Consider the following 15556-nt stretch of genomic DNA (forward strand, 5'->3'; position numbering starts at 1 on the left):
GTCCATAAAGTTCTTCATTGGGCCATGATTTCGTCGCCCCGTAAACGGCCACAGCAAGGTCGATTGCCTGCTGACAGACTATCAAATCCTTGTAGGAAGCCGTTTTCTCAGCCATTCGTCCCTACTCCCCTACTCCCCTACTCCCCTACTCCCCTAGCCGAGCATCATGACCTACCAATCCCCAATCTCCCCCGGCCGCTCCTGGTACGAAGACACGGCCGGGCCAAGGCCAGAATATCCGGCGCTCGACGGCGACCGGACATGCGATGTGGTGATTGTCGGCGGCGGCTTTACCGGTCTGTCGGCGGCGGCTCATCTCGCCAAGACAGGCGCGGATGTCGTGCTTATCGAAACGCATCGTTTCGGTGACGGCGCATCGGGCCGCAATGGTGGCCAGCTCGGCACCGGACAACGGGCCTGGGCAGAGGAACTGGAAGCGGAATACGGCTTTTCCCGCGCCAAGGCGCTGTTCGACCTTGCCGAAGAGGCCAAGGCGCACCTGCTCGACTTTGCCGCGATGCACCAGATCGAGATCGACTATATGCCCGGCCAGATGTCGGTGGCGCACAAGAAGCGCTATGTCGACGACTACAAGGCGCATGCCGAGATCATGGCAAACCGGTTCGGTTATCCGCACATCTCATTCATGGATGCCGCGGAGACTGCCGAGCGGCTCGGCTCGACGCATTATTTCGGCGGCACCCGCGACACCGGCACCGGCCATGTCCATCCGCTGAAGCTGGTGATCGGCACCGCGAAAGTCGCGGCAGAGGCCGGCGCAAAGCTTTTCGAGCAGACGCCGTCGACCGGCATCACCTCCGGCGGCGGCAAGGTGAGGGTTGTGACGCCGAAGGGCACGATCACCGCCGCTAAATGCCTGATCGGGGTCAACGCCTATGGGGGCACGCTCGAACCGGTGAGTGCCGCGCATATTATGCCGATCGGCTCCTTCATCGGCGCGACGGTACCGCTGGGAGCCGATTCCAAAGTACTGCCGGGTGGCGAGGCGGTCGACGATTCGCGCTTCGTCGTGCGCTATTTCCGCAAATCGAAGGATGGGCGGCTGCTGTTTGGCGGGCGCGAGATCTATGCGGTCAATGATCCCAAGGACATCCACATCCACATCCGCCGGCAGATCGCCGAAATCTATCCGGCACTGAAGGACGTTGAGATCACGCATGGCTGGGGCGGCTATGTCGGCATCACCGTGCCGAGAAAGCCGTTCGTGCGCGAAGTGATGCCCAATGTGACCTCGATCGGCGGTTATTCCGGCCACGGCGTCATGCTGTCGAACTTTTTCGGCAAGGTTTATGCCGAGACGGTCGCCGGCAACCGCGACCGGCTGAAGCTGATCGAGGACCTGAAAATTCCACCCTTCCCCGGCGGCCGGCGTTTGCGCGCGCCACTGCTCTTTCTTGCGCTCAACTGGTACGCGTTGCGGGACAGGATTTGACCAGACGTTGCAGAATCCTTAACGAGGACGCAGAATTCCCGCCAAGGGCGCAGTGATGCCACAATCGCGGGCGAAAGATGATGCTCGTGGGCAGCTGAACGGGGAATTTTTGCGGGCCTGCCCGCTTTTGGTTGGGACCGATGCCGATCGAAATGCCGGCTCTCCGGCATGGGTCGTAAGAACATCGGCCCGCAAATGGAGGTGGCAAGTGTGAGAGAGCCCTTCAGTTTCGGCGCGCCGGAACGACGGCGCCTTGCGATGCAATTCGGTTACGATATGCGGCCGACGTTCTGGCACGGGGTCCGGTCGAACGCGCATCTGGTGATAGCCGCGCTTGGCACGGCCGCACTGCTCGGCGTTGCCGCGGTGGCACTGTGGCTGGCATTGCCGGCAAATGAGCGACAAGCGGCCGCAAGTCCTGAGCAGATCGTTCCGACCATCCCGGTCAAGACGACGAAGATCATGCCTGCCAAGGTTGCTGCGGCGCCGCGGACGACGGGCAAGGCAGATGCGGTTTCCCCAGCGGTGGCCGCAGCGGAAGCCGAGATACCAGCGCTGGCTCCCAATGATCCGCGCTGGACGGGGCCAAAGACGGCATCGGCCGCCGCCACGGCAGCATCCGACCAGCTGGCAAGCCAGACCGAGCAGGCGACCGAAAAATCGTCTGCTTCGGTGGCATTCGCCGACCCGGCAGCAAAACCCGACGCTGCGGCATTGTTTGCCAAGGTCGCGGCTCCCGGCAGCTCAACGAAAAACAGCGGGCCCGATGGCGCGCAGACCGCCGCCATCCCCACGCCCAAGCCGCAACTGCCGACGCAGACCGCGAGCGAAGACGACAACAGCACCAAGGCAAAATCCGGAAAAGCCAATACTGCCGGTACCGGACGCATCCTGAGATCCGTCACCATGCGCACCGGCCCAAAAAAGAATGCGGCCGCCATTCTCACCGTGCCGGCCAAGACATCGGTGCAAGTGATGAGCTGCAAGCAATGGTGCCAGATCGTCTACAACGGCAAGCGCGGCTGGATCTATAAGAGCTACGTCAAAACCGGGGCGTAGGGCCGGCAGAGCGATTGCGGGTCGCTCGCCATCAGCCGGTCCTCCGCCGGATAACCGGACCGTTCAAATACAACGCCCGCCGTCGACTTCCAGCGCCACGCCGGTGATGAAAGCCGCCTCGTCCGAAGCGAGCCAAAGCGCGGCATTGGCTATGTCGAGCGGCGTCGAAAGCCGGCCGAGCGGGATCGACGCGCGGAACTTCTCGCGGATCTCGGGTGTGTCGGCGCCCATGAATTTCGCGAGCATGCCGGTCTCGCCGGCAACTGGGCAGAGGCAGTTGACGCGGATGTTCTTCGGCGCGAGTTCCACCGCCATCGATTTGGTCGCGGTGATCGCCCAGCCCTTCGATGCATTGTACCAAGTGAGGCCGGGCCGCGGTCTGATACCGGCCGTGGAGGCCGTCGTCAGGATGACGCCACCGCCTTGCCGCTCCATCACCGGTACCACGGCAAGCGCTGCGTGGTAGATCGCCTTCATGTTGACTGACGTGATCAGGTCGAAGGTCGCCTCGTCGACTTCCAGCATGTCACCGTTGCGATGGGTATAACCGGCGTTGTTGACCATGATGTCGATGCGGCCGAAGGCGCTCATTGCAGCATGGACCATGTCGTCCAATTCGGACCGCAGCGAGACGTCGGTCTGGGTCCAGATCGCCTTTTCGCCGATCTCGCCGGCAACGCGCTCTGCGCCCTTGGCGTTCAGATCGGCGACGACTACGCGCGCGCCTTCCTCGGCAAAGCGCCTGGCCATGCCCTCGCCAAAACCCGAGGCAGCGCCGGTGATGATGGCGACCTTGTTTTTGAGGCGCATGCTTTTCTCACTCATCGTTGAAGACGATCGCAAACGCGTTTGGCCATGGCCATCGAAAGATGTGTGTCCATTGCCGATTTCTGCTTTGGCTTTCGCCTTGATCCCGCTCTATGCTGCACCTGCGAACGCTGCCGGAAGCATCGCTTGCCGACAAGCCTCCGGCCAGCGCCGGTGTCAAGAGCACACGCGGATGTGACGCAATGGCACTGGCAAGTTTAAATCGATTAGATTATATCAGCCGCGTTATCGCGACCGGCGTCACAGCGGACAGACCATGACCAGCCAGATCATTCCCGTCGACCCTTTCGACTTCATCATTTTCGGCGGCACCGGCGACCTGTCGGAACGTAAGCTTCTGCCGTCGCTGTACCACCGGCAGCGCGACCACCAGTTTTCCGAGCCGACGCGCATCATCGGCACATCACGTTCGAAGATGACCGACGAGGAATTCCAGTCGTTCGCCAGGCAGGCGATTGCCGATCATGTGAAACCGGAGGATATCGACGCCACGGAACTGAAGACGTTCCTCGCGCGGCTCTCCTATGTCCCGGCAGATGCAACCACAGGTGCCGGCTTCGACAGGCTGAAGAAGGCGATCGGCGACAGCGAACACATCCGCGCTTTCTATCTGGCTGTGGCGCCGGCGCTGTTCGGCGACATCTCGCACAAGCTGAAGGAGCACGGGCTGATCACGCCGAATTCGCGCATCGTGCTGGAAAAGCCGATCGGCCGCGATCTCGCTTCGGCGCGCGCGCTCAACGACCTGGTCGGCGACGACTTCCATGAAAGCCAGATTTTCCGCATCGACCACTATCTCGGCAAGGAGACGGTCCAGAATTTGATGGCGCTGCGCTTTGCCAACGCGCTCTACGAGCCGCTTTGGAATTCCGCCAATGTCGATCATGTGCAGATCACCGTGGCCGAGACGGTCGGCCTGGAAGACCGCGTCACCTATTACGACAAGGCCGGCGCATTGCGCGACATGGTGCAGAACCACATGCTGCAGCTGCTCTGCCTGGTCGCGATGGAGGCGCCGTCGTCGATGGACGCCGATGCCGTCCGTGACGAAAAGCTGAAGGTGCTGCGGGCGCTGAAGCGCATCAACGGCAACGAAGCGCCGAAGCACACGGTGCGCGGGCAATATCGTGCCGGCGCCTCGGCCGGCGGGCCGGTGAAAGGCTATGTCGAGGAACTCGGCAAGAACAGCAACACCGAGACTTTCGTTGCGCTCAAGGCCGAGATCGGCAACTGGCGCTGGGCGGGCGTGCCGTTCTACCTCCGAACCGGCAAGCGGCTGGCGACCCGCGTTTCGGAGATCGTCATCGAATTCAAGCCGATCCCGCATTCGATCTTCGGCGAGAGCGCCGGGCCGATTTCCGCCAACCAGCTGGTCATCAGGCTGCAGCCCGACGAGGGCGTCAAGCAGTTCATCATGATCAAGGACCCGGGGCCGGGCGGCATGCGACTGCGCCAGATTCCGCTCGACATGAGTTTTGCGCAATCCTTCGACGGCCGCGCCCCCGATGCCTATGAGCGGCTGATCATGGACGTCATCCGTGGCAACCAGACGCTGTTCATGCGCCGCGACGAGGTCGAGGCGGCGTGGAAATGGATCGACCCGATCCAGGACGCCTGGGAGAGCGGCAGGCAAGAGGCGCAAGGCTACACCGCCGGCACATGGGGCCCCTCGGCCTCGATTGCGCTGATCGAACGCGACGGGCGGACATGGCACGAGAGCAACTAGGCGGCGCCTACAACTGGCACGAATTTGCCGGACGCCAGGAGTTGGCGACAGCGCTTGCCGGCCACGTCGCCGGCCGTCTGTCAAAGGCGATCGCCGAGCGCGGCACGGCGCTGCTTGCGGTCTCGGGCGGCACGACGCCGGCGAAATTCTTCGCGGCGCTTTCGACCGTTCCGATCGCCTGGGAAAAGGTGACGATAACATTGGTCGACGAGCGCTTCGTGCCGCCCTCATCGCCGCGCTCCAATGCCGGCCTGGTTGCCGCCAACCTGCTGCAGAACGCGGCCGCCGCCGCGAATTTCGTGCCGCTCTACCACGCCGCGGCAAGTATCGAGGGTGCAGCGGTCTCCGACAGTGAGGCGCTGCAAGTGCTGCCCTGGCCACTCGACGTCGTTGTGCTCGGCATGGGAACTGATGGCCACACCGCCTCGTTCTTTCCGGATGCCGACAACCTGGCAAGATTGCTCGATCCGTCGTCGCAAAGGATCGTGCTTCCGGTTCACGCGGCAAGCGCCGGCGAGCCACGGCTGACGCTGTCACTGGGGCGGATCATCAATGCCGCCTTCATCGCGCTGCATATCGAGGGCGCGGAAAAACGCAGCGCATTCGAGGCCGCGCTTGGAACTGGAACACGAAAGCCCATTCGCGCCGTGCTCGATGCCACTCAAAAGCCCGTAGAGGTTTTCTGGGCACCCTGATCTCAACTTGGCTGCAGGTCCCGGCAACAGCCGGAAGGTGTTTGCGGGACCTCGCCTGAAAGGACCGACCGCCATGACCGCAAGACGCGATATCGAAGCCATCACCCAGCGCATCCGTGAGCGCTCCAAGCCCGGTCGCGAGGCCTATCTCGGCCGCATCGCCGAAGCCTCGAACCGCACCGCCAACCGGGCCGTGCTGTCCTGCGGCAACCTGGCCCACGGCTTTGCCGTCTGCAGCCCTTCTGAAAAGGTGGCGCTTGGCGGCGACCGGGTGCCGAACCTCGGTATCATCACCTCCTATAACGACATGCTGTCGGCACATCAGCCTTTCGAGACGTTTCCGAGGCTGATCAAGGACGCGGCGCGCGAGGCCGGCGGCATCGCCCAGGTGGCCGGCGGCGTGCCGGCGATGTGCGACGGCGTCACCCAGGGCCAGCCCGGAATGGAGCTGTCGCTGTTCTCGCGCGACGTGATCGCCATGGCCGCGGCAATCGGCCTGTCGCACAACATGTTCGATGCCGCCGTCTATCTCGGCGTCTGCGACAAGATCGTGCCGGGGTTGGTGATCGCGGCGCTGACCTTCGGCCATCTGCCGGCGCTCTTCATCCCGGCCGGGCCGATGACGACCGGCATTCCGAACGACGAAAAAGCCAAGATCCGCCAGCTCTATGCCGAGGGCAAGGCGGGACGGGCCGAACTGCTCGAAGCCGAATCAAAATCCTATCACGGGCCGGGAACCTGCACTTTCTACGGTACCGCCAATTCCAACCAGATGCTGATGGAGATCATGGGCCTGCACACGCCTGGCGCTTCCTTCGTCAATCCCGGCACGCCGTTACGCGACGCGCTGACCAGGGAAGCGACGAAGCGGGCGCTGGCGATCACCGCGCTCGGCAACGCCTACACGCCGGTCGGGCGGATGATCGACGAGCGCTCGATCGTCAACGGCATCGTCGGCCTGCACGCCACCGGCGGTTCGACCAACCACACCATCCACCTGATCGCCATGGCAGCGGCGGCCGGCATCGCCATTACCTGGCAGGATATTTCCGACATCTCGGAAGCCGTGCCGCTGCTGGCGCGAGTCTATCCGAACGGCCTTGCCGATGTGAACCACTTCCACGCCGCCGGCGGGCTCGGCTTCCTGATCCGCGAACTGCTCGACGCAGGCATCCTGCACGAGGATGTGCAGACGGTGTGGGGCGAAGGGCTGCGCCCCTACGCGGTCGAGGCCAGGCTCGGCGCCGACGGCGGCGTCGTGCGCGAGGCTTCGCCGCGCGAGAGCGGGGACGAGAAGGTGCTGGCGCCGTTCAAGAAGGCGTTCCAGCCGAGCGGCGGTCTGAAAGTGCTTTCGGGCAATCTCGGCCACGCCGTCATCAAGACATCGGCGGTCAAGCCGGAGCGGCGCGTCATCGAGGCGCCGGCCAAGGTGTTCGACAGCCAGCAAGGCCTGAACGAGGCGTTCAAGGCGGGGTCGCTGACCGGCGACTTCATCGCCGTCATTCGGTTCCAGGGACCGAAGGCCAACGGCATGCCGGAATTGCACAGGCTGACCACCGTGCTCGGCATCTTGCAGGACCGCGGCCAGCATGTGGCGTTGGTCACCGACGGCCGCATGTCGGGCGCTTCAGGCAAGGTGCCAGCGGCGATCCACGTGACGCCGGAAGCGGCGGAGGACGGGCCTATCGCCAGGATCCATGACGGCGATATCATCAGGCTCGACGCCGAGGCCGGGACGCTGGAGGTACTGGTGCCAGCCGGCGATTTCGCACTGCGCCGCCCCGCGGACAGCGATCTCATAGGCAATGAATTCGGCTTCGGCCGCGAGCTTTTCGCCGGGTTCCGGCAGCTGGTGGGACGCGCCGACCATGGCGCCAGCGCCTTCGGTACGGCGTGACTTTTCGACATGGAAGAGCGGCTGGTGGCCGCTCTCCTAAAGCGCGTGGCGTTCGATCGGCCTCACGCGACGCGCTTTTAGGATCTTGTTTTTATGCATGTCGTTATCGCAAAACCGCTGCACACTTTTGCGCGACATGCATTAGATCTACTGAACCGTCAGCTCGGCTCGCGCGCCGGCCCTGACCGTTACCGTGCCTTCCCTCGAGCTGTTGTCCGATTTCTCCGAAACCACCGCGTAGTCGCCGGCCGACAGAGTGGCTTGGTACTTCTGGTCGTAGGCGTAGCCGACCGACTTGCGGGTTCCGTCGATGGCCTTCCTGGCCTCGAATATCTCGATCTTCGAGGCCCCTGGCGCGGTTATCGTCAGCATGCCGGCGTTCATCGCGATCTTCAGATCCTGATGGTCGCCAACCTTGACGCTGAACGGCTGCTCGGCCACCGCAAGGTCGACCGTCGCGACCATTACATAATCGCCGGGCGGCAGATCGAACTTGCTGTCCGGACCGTAGGCATAAGTCACCTCCTGCCTGGTTCCGTCGACGTTCTTTTTCGCCTGGAGCACTTTGAAGCCGATGCCCGAACCCTCGGCCTTGTCGCCGCCGGCAGCATAATGTGCATTGGCGACGATACGCCCGACGCCGACGATGATGTCCTTGTCGATGACCCTGCCGGCGGCAAGCGGGATCGTCTCGATAACCATGCCCTGGCCGATCGTGACCGTCACCTTCTGGTCACCGGCCGGCAGCACGACTTTCGTGTCACCGTAGTAGGTCGGCGGGGTGTCGACGCCGGGATAGCCGATTACGACAGCCGCGCCGTCATCAACGTCCGCTCCTTCGCTTGGCCGCGGGTGGATGACCAGCGTGCCGGCATTCAGGTTGAAGTGCGGTTTGGCGACCTGGCCAGGCTCTATCTTGATCTTCTGTTCGGCCCTGGCCTCGCCGGCACGCGCGACGACGATATAGTCGCCCGGCTCCAGATTGCCCTTGTAGGTGCCATATTCGGTGGTGACGAGATCGCCGCGCGTGCCGTCGGAATTCGCCTTGTAGATCTCCCAGCCATTGCCGTCGGTGACGGGATCGCCACCCTCGGCAAGCACGACGGTGGGCACGAAATTGGACTCCGCCGGCTGGGCGGGCGCCGGCTGGGGAGCAGGCTGCGGGGCGGGAGTCGGTTCAGGGGCGGGTGGCGGAGGCGCAACGGTCTCGACGAGGGCGTCCTGCAATGCCTTTTCATCCGACGCTTCGATATATTTGCCGCCGGTATTGTCGGCGAGGCAACCGACCTGCTTGCCCTCGGCCGCCGTCAGGCCGAAGCCGACGACATTGACGGTGAAGTCGACGCCAGCAGCCTCTAGTTCCTTGCCGAGCGCACAAGGATCGCCGCTACATGTCTCGATGCCATCGGTGATGAGAACGACCGTCGCCTTGTCCTCGGTGTATTTCAATGCTTCCGCCGCTTGCTTGACCGCAGCGGTCAGCGGCGTCTTGCCCTGAAATTTCAAGCTGTCGGCCGCGGCTGAGATCGCACTTGCCGAGCCTGCCTGCGGTGGCACGATGAGTTCGATGTCGCCGCAACTGGCCTTCTCGCGATGGCCATAGGCCATGAAGCCTATTTCCTCCTCGGCCGGGACCGATTGCAGCACGTTCCGCAGCGATTGACGGGCGATTTCGAGCTTGGGCTTGCCGTCGATCTGCGCCCACATCGAGCCGGAGGCATCGAGAATGACGATGACGCGATCGGCGGCGAAGCCGAACCCCGTCGTCCACAGCAACAGGGCCGCCGCAGCGACGCTCTGCACAAATCCCGCCATCAAAAATCTCCCCCGTCAGTCGCCGCCGCTCGGCGCCGGAAAGCTATTTGACGCCGGGTCGCGACACAAGCCCGGACGGAGTACGAAGCTGCGTCGCCTCTCTGCCAAACCCTCAATAGGCCGTGCGGCGTTCCTCGGAAGGCGGCCGGCCGAATTGCAGCCGGTAGCTCTGGGCAAAATAGGAATGCGAGGTGAAGCCGGTGGCGATTGCCACGTCGAGGATCGGCATGTTGGTCTGGCGCAGCAATTCGCGCGCCCGCTCGAGCCTGATCCGCATATAATAGCGCCCGGGCGTCACACTGAGATGGCGCAGGAACAGGCGCTCGACCTGGCGCACCGACAGGCCCGCCGACTTGGCGAGCTGCACCGCCGACAGCGGCTCGTCGAGATGGTCGGCCATCAGCTCGACGATGCGGCGCAGCTTCTCCGACTTGCCGGTCAGGTCGCGTTCCGGGCCGACGCGCTGGCGGTCCCCGGCCGAGCGGATGCGCTCATGCTGGAACTGGTTGGCGACGCCATTGGCGAGGCTCGAGCCGAAATCACCGCGCACGATCTCCAGCATCAGGTCGATCGATGTGGTGCCGCCGGCGCAGGTGTAGCGCTTGCGGTCGATCTCGAAGACGTTGCCGGTGCAGTTGATGTCCGGAAAGCGTTCGAGGAAGCCGGCGCGGTTTTCCCAATGGATGGTGCAGCGATAGCCATCGAGCTGGCCTGCTTCGGCAAGCAAATAGGAGCCGACCGAAAGCGCGCCGAGCGCATTGCCGCGCCGGCCCCAACTGCGCAGCGCTGCCAGCACCTTGCTCTTGCCGGGAAATTCCGTCGTCAGCCCGACCGAGACGAACAGGATATCGACCGGCGGCAGATCGGCAACCGCGTAGTCGATCTTGAGCGGCAGGCCGTTGGACGCCATGACGGCGTCGCCGTCGGCCGACACCGTAGTCCAGCCATAGAAATCGCGGCCGAGCAGCCGGTTGGCCGACCGGAACGTGTCGATTGCCGCGGCCAGCGAGAACATGGAGAACTTGTCGACCAACAGAAACCCGAACTGCCGCCCGCCCTGAACGGGATCATTGGTGACCGGCCGTTCTAAGGGAACAGTGAGGTTCGGCAAGGACGCTGCTTTCTGGTCAGAAGGAAGGCCGTTTCAATCCGGCTGCGAGATAGGCGGAAGCTAGCGTGTTGGCCATCAGCATGGCAATGGTCATCGGTCCGACGCCGCCAGGCACCGGCGTGATGGCGCCGGCCGCCTTCGCTGCTTCGGCAAAGGCGACGTCGCCGACGAGGCGCGTCTTGCCTTCGCCCTTTTCAGGTGCGGCGACGCGGTTGATGCCGACATCGATGACGGTGGCGCCAGGCTTGACCCAGTCGCCGCGGACCATTTCAGACCGGCCGACGGCGGCGACCAGAATATCGGCGGTGCGGGCAAGCGCCGGCAGGTCCCTGGTCCGGCTGTGTGCGATGGTGACGGTGCAATTGGCGGCAAGCAGAAGATTGGCCATCGGTTTGCCGACGATGTTCGAACGCCCGACGACGACCGCATTGAGACCGGACAGGTCCTTGCCGCGCACGCGTTCGATCAGCAGCATCGAGCCGGCCGGCGTGCAAGGCACGAAGGCGGTCTCGAGTTCGCCGGTGCCGAGCTTGCCGACATTGATGAAGTGGAAGCCGTCGACATCCTTCTCCGGCGCGATGGTCTGGATGATCTTGCCGGAATCGATATGGCCGGGAAGCGGAAGCTGCACGAGGATGCCGTTGATGGCCGGATCGGCGTTGAGCTGGCCGATGATCTTCAACAGGTCCGGCTCGGAGGTTTCGGCCGGCAGCGTGTGCTGAACCGAATGGAAGCCGCATTCCTTGGCGGTGCGGGATTTGGAGGCGACATAGACCTGGCTCGCCGGATCCTCGCCGACGATGACCACGGCGAGACCGGGCTGCCGTCCGACCTTTTCCGCCAGTTCGGCGGTCAGGGCCTTGACCCGCCGCACCACGTCTTCGGCGACGCTTTTTCCGTCAATCAACTCAGCCATGAACCACCCTCGACGCCTATCCCGTAAGCCTGCCGCGTTAAAACATCCATGCGGCGCGCTCCAGATATCTTTTATGCAGGCCGTTGCCCAGAACCATGCGCTGCGGGCAGACATGCAGCGCGGCATTTTCACGAAAATCGAGCCGGGCAATCCCGTCAATGCGCCGTCCCATGCCGTTAACTCGAAACCGGCATGTTTTATTCGACGCTCAGAAATAGCGGCGATGCGTGCGGTTTTCGGTGAGCTCGCGAACGACCTCGCGGAATTCGCGCAGGCTGGCGCGGATTTCCTCGATCTGGCTTTGCTGATCGGCGGCTTCCGAGGCCTGATTTGCCTTCCTCGACCAGGCCTGAGTACGGGCCGAATGCGGCGGCGTGGGTTGCTGCGGATAAGGTGCCCGACCGGCATAGAGCGGCTGCGGGTGGAACGCAGGTCGCATCGCTGCGGTGGAATTTGTCGCGGCGGAAGTCTCACCGGACGCCATCTCCTCCGGCGCTCTGCCAGGCATGAGCCGGCTCAGCGCCGACAACACGGCACCGATCGGACCAGGACGTTTGGTACGCGCGACCTCGACCGGCTGAGCGGGAGGCGGCGCTGCCCGGTATACTGCGTGATCGGCGGAACCGGCATCGGGGCCGCCAAGGGAGCCAGCGGGGTCGAAAAACCCATCGGCAGCTGCAGCCTCTTCCATCAGTATGGTGCCGGCCTTTGGCTCATCAGGATCGGGCTGGCTTATGCCGGCGGCTGCCAACAGGATCGGACTGGCACGCGCTTCGCGGCGCGAGCGGGCAAGACGATGGCGTGTGGCGGCATCCTCGCGCCATGACGGGCCTGCGCGGTCCTCTAGCGAAACCAGCGATGCTTCGTCCTCGCCGCGCACCGCCTCGACGAGCGACAGCAAGGACTGCTCGTTCCTCCAGTGTTCACGATTTTTCCTATAAGCCATGGTTTCTGGAGCCTTCCCCTCGGGCTGGGACGTAGCGACCGCCACTGGTTAAGCGATGCTAAACAGGCATAGGAAATAAAAGGTTAATTTGGTCGCCGCGCGGCAGCGCGACTACATGCGCATCCCAACCGCAAGGTCGGGGTTTTCGCCTGATCACGGTCCCAACAGGGCTTCCCCGCCCTGCCGCGAACGTCTATGGGGAAGCCATCTCTATGGGAGGCTTTTGATGACGATCAGGCTTGTTCTCGCCGGTTGCGGCAATATGGGCTACGCCATGCTCTCGGGCTGGCTGAAAGCCGGCAAGCTCGCTCCGGCTGCGGTGTTCGTGGTCGAGCCCAATGCCGAGTTGCGCAAGCGTGCCGAAGCACTGGGCTGCGCTGCTGCCGCGGATGCCGGCGCCATCCCGGCGGACGCCGTGCCGACCGTCGTCGTCATTGCGGTGAAGCCGCAGGTGATCCGCGACGTGACGGCTGGTTACATCCGCTTCAACGATGGCCGGACCACCTTCCTTAGCATCGCCGCCGGAACGCCGGTGGCCACGTTTGAAGGTATTCTCGGCGACCGCGCGCCGATCGTGCGCTGCATGCCCAACACGCCGGCGGCGATCGGCAAGGGCATGATGGTGGTGTTTTCCAACAGGCTGGTTTCCGACGAGACTAAACGCTTCGTCGCCGACCTGCTTTCGGCGAGCGGGCACGTGGCCGATATCGACGACGAAGCCCTGATGGATGCGGTGACGGCGGTTTCCGGGTCGGGGCCGGCGTATATCTTCCATTTCATCGAAGCGCTGACCGTGGCCGCCGAGAAAGCCGGCCTGCCGACCGGGACTGCCAAGCTCTTGGCCATGCAGACGGTCTACGGCGCCGCATCGCTGGCCGCCGAAAGCGGCGAGGAGCCGGGCGTGCTCAGGCAGCAGGTGACCAGCCCCAACGGCACCACGGCTGCGGCCCTTGCAGTACTGATGGGCGAGGACCGGCTGACGCGCCTGCTCACCGAGGCGGTGGAAGCGGCGCGGCTGCGGTCTATCGAGCTGGGGAAGTAGGGCTTCTGGGGGAGCCGGTCGGCGGTGATGGTCGACCGTTCCTTTCGGCAATAGCAACCGGTAGAAAAGCCGTTACGCGGCGTTCCTTCGCGCCCTCCACTGTCCTGCCGACATCAAAATCGCGATAGCCTAGAATGTCGACAGATATCAGCGATGTCCCCACAAGTCGTCGATCTCGTCCTTGTTCACGGGCCGCCCGTCTTTGCCGGCTTTGGCTTTGAGATCATCGGCAATGGCCGCGAGCCGCTCTGCCAGAGAAGGGCGTCCATTTTCCCGCTTCAACTCGGATTCACGGACCTCAGCCATCACCAAGATTCCCATACAGCATCTCGTCCTGCAGCCGGCGCAAGGCGAACAGCCCGGTCGTCGGGTCGGGCGCGGCATTGTCGGCGGTGAGCAATTCGCCTTTCCTCACCGGTTTCAGCACCTTGCCGCCTTCGAGCAGACCGACTGGCACGGCGCGATGGGCGCGGGCCTGTTCGACGGTCATGGTCCAGGAGCGGTAGCAGGTCTCGCCGATCGCATCGAAAACCTCGCCTGCCGCCAGATCGCGCTTGGCCACGGCGCAGACCTCGGCCACCGGCCGCGGCAGCGGCACCATGTCGGGCTTGCCGTAAAGCGCGATGCGAGCGGCCGTCAGCGGCACTTCCAGCGAGGTCAGATGGTAGGGTCTGAAGAAGCTGTAATAGGGACCGTGGCCGATATGCAGATCGTCCATGCGCTCGATGATGCGCGGATGCGTCGCCTCGACGATGACGAAGACCCCGGGCGCCACGCCCTTGCCGACGGTGTAGTCGACGACGCCCTTCTTCGACAGAATGCCGCCCTGCTCGCGCGGGATCAGCACCTTGACCAGCTCGTCGCGATCGGCCTTGGGCCCGTGCATGCCGGGAACGTCGGGCACCAGCCCGGTGGCGTTGGCAATGGCGCACATCTCGACCATGGTTTTCGAGCCGTCGACGAACTCGACCAGCATGCGCGGATTCATGTTGCGGCGCAGCGCCTCCTCGCGGTAGTCGTCGGGAACGGCGTCGTGGTTGAGAGGGTTGTTCTTGCCCTTGCCGGCGGAGACGATGGTGTAGCCGAGCGCCGAAGCGAACTCGATCAGCTCCATGCAGCTCGACGGCTCGTCGCCAGCGCCGACCGAATAGACGACGCCGAGCCGGTCGGCCTGCTGCTTTAGATAGCAGCCGATGGTAACGTCGGCCTCGACATTCATCATCACCAGGTGCTTGCCGTGCTGCATCGCCATCAGGTCGAAATCGGCGGCGACCCCGGGCTTGCCGGTGGCATCGATGACGACATCGATGAGCGGATTGGTGACCAGCATCTCGTTCGAGGTGATGGCGATCTTGCCGCTTTCGATCGCCTGGCTGACCTTCGAAGCGCTGTCCGCTTCGGCTGCCATCGCCTGGTCGCCATAAGCAATGCGGATGGCCTCACGCGCCGTATGCGGGCGGCGCGTCGAGATCGCGCAAACCGAAATGCCCGGCATCAGCATGCCTTGCGTCACCAGGTCGGTGCCCATCTCGCCAGAACCAATGACGCCGATGCGCACCGGGCGGCCTTCCGCGGCACGCTTGGCAAGATCGCGGGCAAGCCCGGTCAAGGCGACATTGGTCATACTGGAAACGTCCACTGCTTTTTGATTTGAAGCGGGAATAGCAGGGAACGGCAACCCATTGCCAATCGAAACCGGCCGCGGCGGTCTTTTCTTGCGCATGACCCCGGAAACCAGAATTGTTCCTATGAAGACATGCACCCGGCCGAAGGACTAACGAGGGTCCTGTGGCGCCAAAGGCCCGCGTTGAAGCGGCGGAACGGGCCGTTAAGCCCGGATGGATCGCAGCCAAGAAATGTACGGAAATTCTTAGTCATTCTTTTATGCAATCCTGCTTTAATAGGGAAATGGACTGGCGTGCCCGCATTTTTAGGTGTTTTTTCCGCGCTATGCGACCGATCGGCGAGAGCGGCAACGTTGCTACTATTTTTGCTCTGTCTTTGCCGATTGTCGTCGGCGGTGCGGGCCTCGGTATCGAGACTTCCTATTGGTATTACAGCAGCCTGA

At 63.6% G+C, this 15556-nt stretch carries 15 protein-coding genes; 7 read left to right on the forward strand and 8 right to left on the reverse strand.

The features are described 5' to 3' along the window. Window positions 1–166: 166 nt before the first annotated feature. On the forward strand, window positions 167–1453 hold the full coding sequence (locus NKH16_RS33705; RefSeq protein WP_352450924.1) for an NAD(P)/FAD-dependent oxidoreductase: 1287 nt from the start codon (window positions 167–169) through the stop codon (window positions 1451–1453). 258 nt (window positions 1454–1711) lie between these two features. After that, entirely contained in the window at window positions 1712–2512 is an 801-nt protein-coding gene (locus tag NKH16_RS33710; RefSeq protein ID WP_352450923.1) for an SH3 domain-containing protein, read from the forward strand. Window positions 2513–2575: 63 nt separating this feature from the next. Here NKH16_RS33710 and NKH16_RS33715 read toward each other — a convergent pair whose 3' ends face one another. Then, complete coding sequence (locus NKH16_RS33715; RefSeq protein WP_352457073.1) at window positions 2576–3322, reverse strand: SDR family oxidoreductase; 747 nt, start codon at window positions 3320–3322, stop codon at window positions 2576–2578. 274 nt (window positions 3323–3596) lie between these two features. Between NKH16_RS33715 and zwf the strand changes: the two genes are divergently transcribed. From zwf to edd, 3 genes are all read left to right on the forward strand, one after another. Next, the gene (gene zwf, locus NKH16_RS33720; RefSeq protein ID WP_254819279.1) at window positions 3597–5066 is read left to right on the forward strand and encodes a glucose-6-phosphate dehydrogenase; all 1470 of its coding nucleotides are present in this window, start codon (window positions 3597–3599) and stop codon (window positions 5064–5066) included. Further along, window positions 5048–5761 carry a 6-phosphogluconolactonase gene (gene pgl, locus NKH16_RS33725; protein ID WP_352450920.1) on the forward strand — a complete coding sequence of 238 codons (714 nt, stop codon included), beginning with the start codon at window positions 5048–5050 and terminating at the stop codon, window positions 5759–5761. Before zwf ends, pgl begins: the two co-directional genes overlap by 19 nt. A 73-nt stretch (window positions 5762–5834) precedes the next feature. Next, window positions 5835–7658, forward strand: a complete 1824-nt coding sequence (gene edd, locus NKH16_RS33730) for a phosphogluconate dehydratase (RefSeq protein ID WP_352450919.1) — start codon at window positions 5835–5837, stop codon at window positions 7656–7658. A 147-nt stretch (window positions 7659–7805) separates the two neighbouring features. Here the strand turns inward: edd and NKH16_RS33735 are convergent, their stop codons facing one another. The 5 genes from NKH16_RS33735 to NKH16_RS33755 all read right to left on the reverse strand — a co-directional run bounded on the left by NKH16_RS33735 (window position 7806) and on the right by NKH16_RS33755 (window position 12446). Continuing rightward, window positions 7806–9473, reverse strand: coding sequence for a vWA domain-containing protein (locus NKH16_RS33735; RefSeq protein WP_352450918.1), 1668 nt, complete (start codon window positions 9471–9473; stop codon window positions 7806–7808). Between the two features lie 112 nt (window positions 9474–9585). Further along, window positions 9586–10584, reverse strand: coding sequence for a GlxA family transcriptional regulator (locus NKH16_RS33740; protein ID WP_352903776.1), 999 nt, complete (start codon window positions 10582–10584; stop codon window positions 9586–9588). A 16-nt stretch (window positions 10585–10600) separates the two neighbouring features. Then, window positions 10601–11500, reverse strand: coding sequence for a bifunctional methylenetetrahydrofolate dehydrogenase/methenyltetrahydrofolate cyclohydrolase FolD (gene folD / locus NKH16_RS33745; RefSeq protein ID WP_352450917.1), 900 nt, complete (start codon window positions 11498–11500; stop codon window positions 10601–10603). Between the two features lie 37 nt (window positions 11501–11537). Then, window positions 11538–11672, reverse strand: coding sequence for a hypothetical protein (locus NKH16_RS33750; RefSeq protein WP_352450916.1), 135 nt, complete (start codon window positions 11670–11672; stop codon window positions 11538–11540). A gap of 36 nt (window positions 11673–11708) precedes the next feature. Then, on the reverse strand, window positions 11709–12446 hold the full coding sequence (locus tag NKH16_RS33755; protein ID WP_352903778.1) for a hypothetical protein: 738 nt from the start codon (window positions 12444–12446) through the stop codon (window positions 11709–11711). A gap of 226 nt (window positions 12447–12672) precedes the next feature. Between NKH16_RS33755 and proC the strand changes: the two genes are divergently transcribed. Beyond that, window positions 12673–13488: a pyrroline-5-carboxylate reductase gene (gene proC / locus NKH16_RS33760; RefSeq protein WP_352683147.1), complete on the forward strand. Its 816-nt coding sequence runs from the start codon at window positions 12673–12675 to the stop codon at window positions 13486–13488. Between the two features lie 147 nt (window positions 13489–13635). Here the strand turns inward: proC and NKH16_RS33765 are convergent, their stop codons facing one another. Beyond that, window positions 13636–13794, reverse strand: coding sequence for a hypothetical protein (locus tag NKH16_RS33765; RefSeq protein WP_352589246.1), 159 nt, complete (start codon window positions 13792–13794; stop codon window positions 13636–13638). Beyond that, window positions 13787–15112, reverse strand: coding sequence for an NAD(P)H-dependent oxidoreductase (locus NKH16_RS33770; protein ID WP_352634686.1), 1326 nt, complete (start codon window positions 15110–15112; stop codon window positions 13787–13789). Before NKH16_RS33770 ends, NKH16_RS33765 begins: the two co-directional genes overlap by 8 nt. 164 nt (window positions 15113–15276) lie before the next feature. Between NKH16_RS33770 and NKH16_RS33775 the strand changes: the two genes are divergently transcribed. After that, a partial coding sequence (locus NKH16_RS33775; RefSeq protein WP_502911782.1) for a TadE/TadG family type IV pilus assembly protein occupies window positions 15277–15556 on the forward strand: 280 nt, incomplete at its 3' end.

The organism is Mesorhizobium sp. M1307, assembly GCF_040318155.1.
Taxonomy (GTDB): domain Bacteria; phylum Pseudomonadota; class Alphaproteobacteria; order Rhizobiales; family Rhizobiaceae; genus Mesorhizobium.

Excerpts from the sequence above, each read along its gene's own strand:
- NKH16_RS33705 (WP_352450924.1), top strand. The coding sequence starts at position 167 with ATGACCTACCAATCCCCAATCTCCCCCGGCCGCTCCTGGTACGAAGAC.
- NKH16_RS33710 (WP_352450923.1), top strand. The coding sequence starts at position 1,712 with ATGCAATTCGGTTACGATATGCGGCCGACGTTCTGGCACGGGGTCCGG.
- NKH16_RS33715 (WP_352457073.1), bottom strand. The coding sequence starts at position 3,322 with ATGCGCCTCAAAAACAAGGTCGCCATCATCACCGGCGCTGCCTCGGGT.
- zwf (WP_254819279.1), top strand. The coding sequence starts at position 3,597 with ATGACCAGCCAGATCATTCCCGTCGACCCTTTCGACTTCATCATTTTC.
- pgl (WP_352450920.1), top strand. The coding sequence starts at position 5,048 with ATGGCACGAGAGCAACTAGGCGGCGCCTACAACTGGCACGAATTTGCC.
- edd (WP_352450919.1), top strand. The coding sequence starts at position 5,835 with ATGACCGCAAGACGCGATATCGAAGCCATCACCCAGCGCATCCGTGAG.
- NKH16_RS33735 (WP_352450918.1), bottom strand. The coding sequence starts at position 9,473 with ATGGCGGGATTTGTGCAGAGCGTCGCTGCGGCGGCCCTGTTGCTGTGG.
- folD (WP_352450917.1), bottom strand. The coding sequence starts at position 11,500 with ATGGCTGAGTTGATTGACGGAAAAAGCGTCGCCGAAGACGTGGTGCGG.
- NKH16_RS33750 (WP_352450916.1), bottom strand. The coding sequence starts at position 11,672 with ATGGGACGGCGCATTGACGGGATTGCCCGGCTCGATTTTCGTGAAAAT.
- NKH16_RS33755 (WP_352903778.1), bottom strand. The coding sequence starts at position 12,446 with ATGGCTTATAGGAAAAATCGTGAACACTGGAGGAACGAGCAGTCCTTG.
- proC (WP_352683147.1), top strand. The coding sequence starts at position 12,673 with ATGACGATCAGGCTTGTTCTCGCCGGTTGCGGCAATATGGGCTACGCC.
- NKH16_RS33765 (WP_352589246.1), bottom strand. The coding sequence starts at position 13,794 with ATGGCTGAGGTCCGTGAATCCGAGTTGAAGCGGGAAAATGGACGCCCT.
- NKH16_RS33770 (WP_352634686.1), bottom strand. The coding sequence starts at position 15,112 with ATGACCAATGTCGCCTTGACCGGGCTTGCCCGCGATCTTGCCAAGCGT.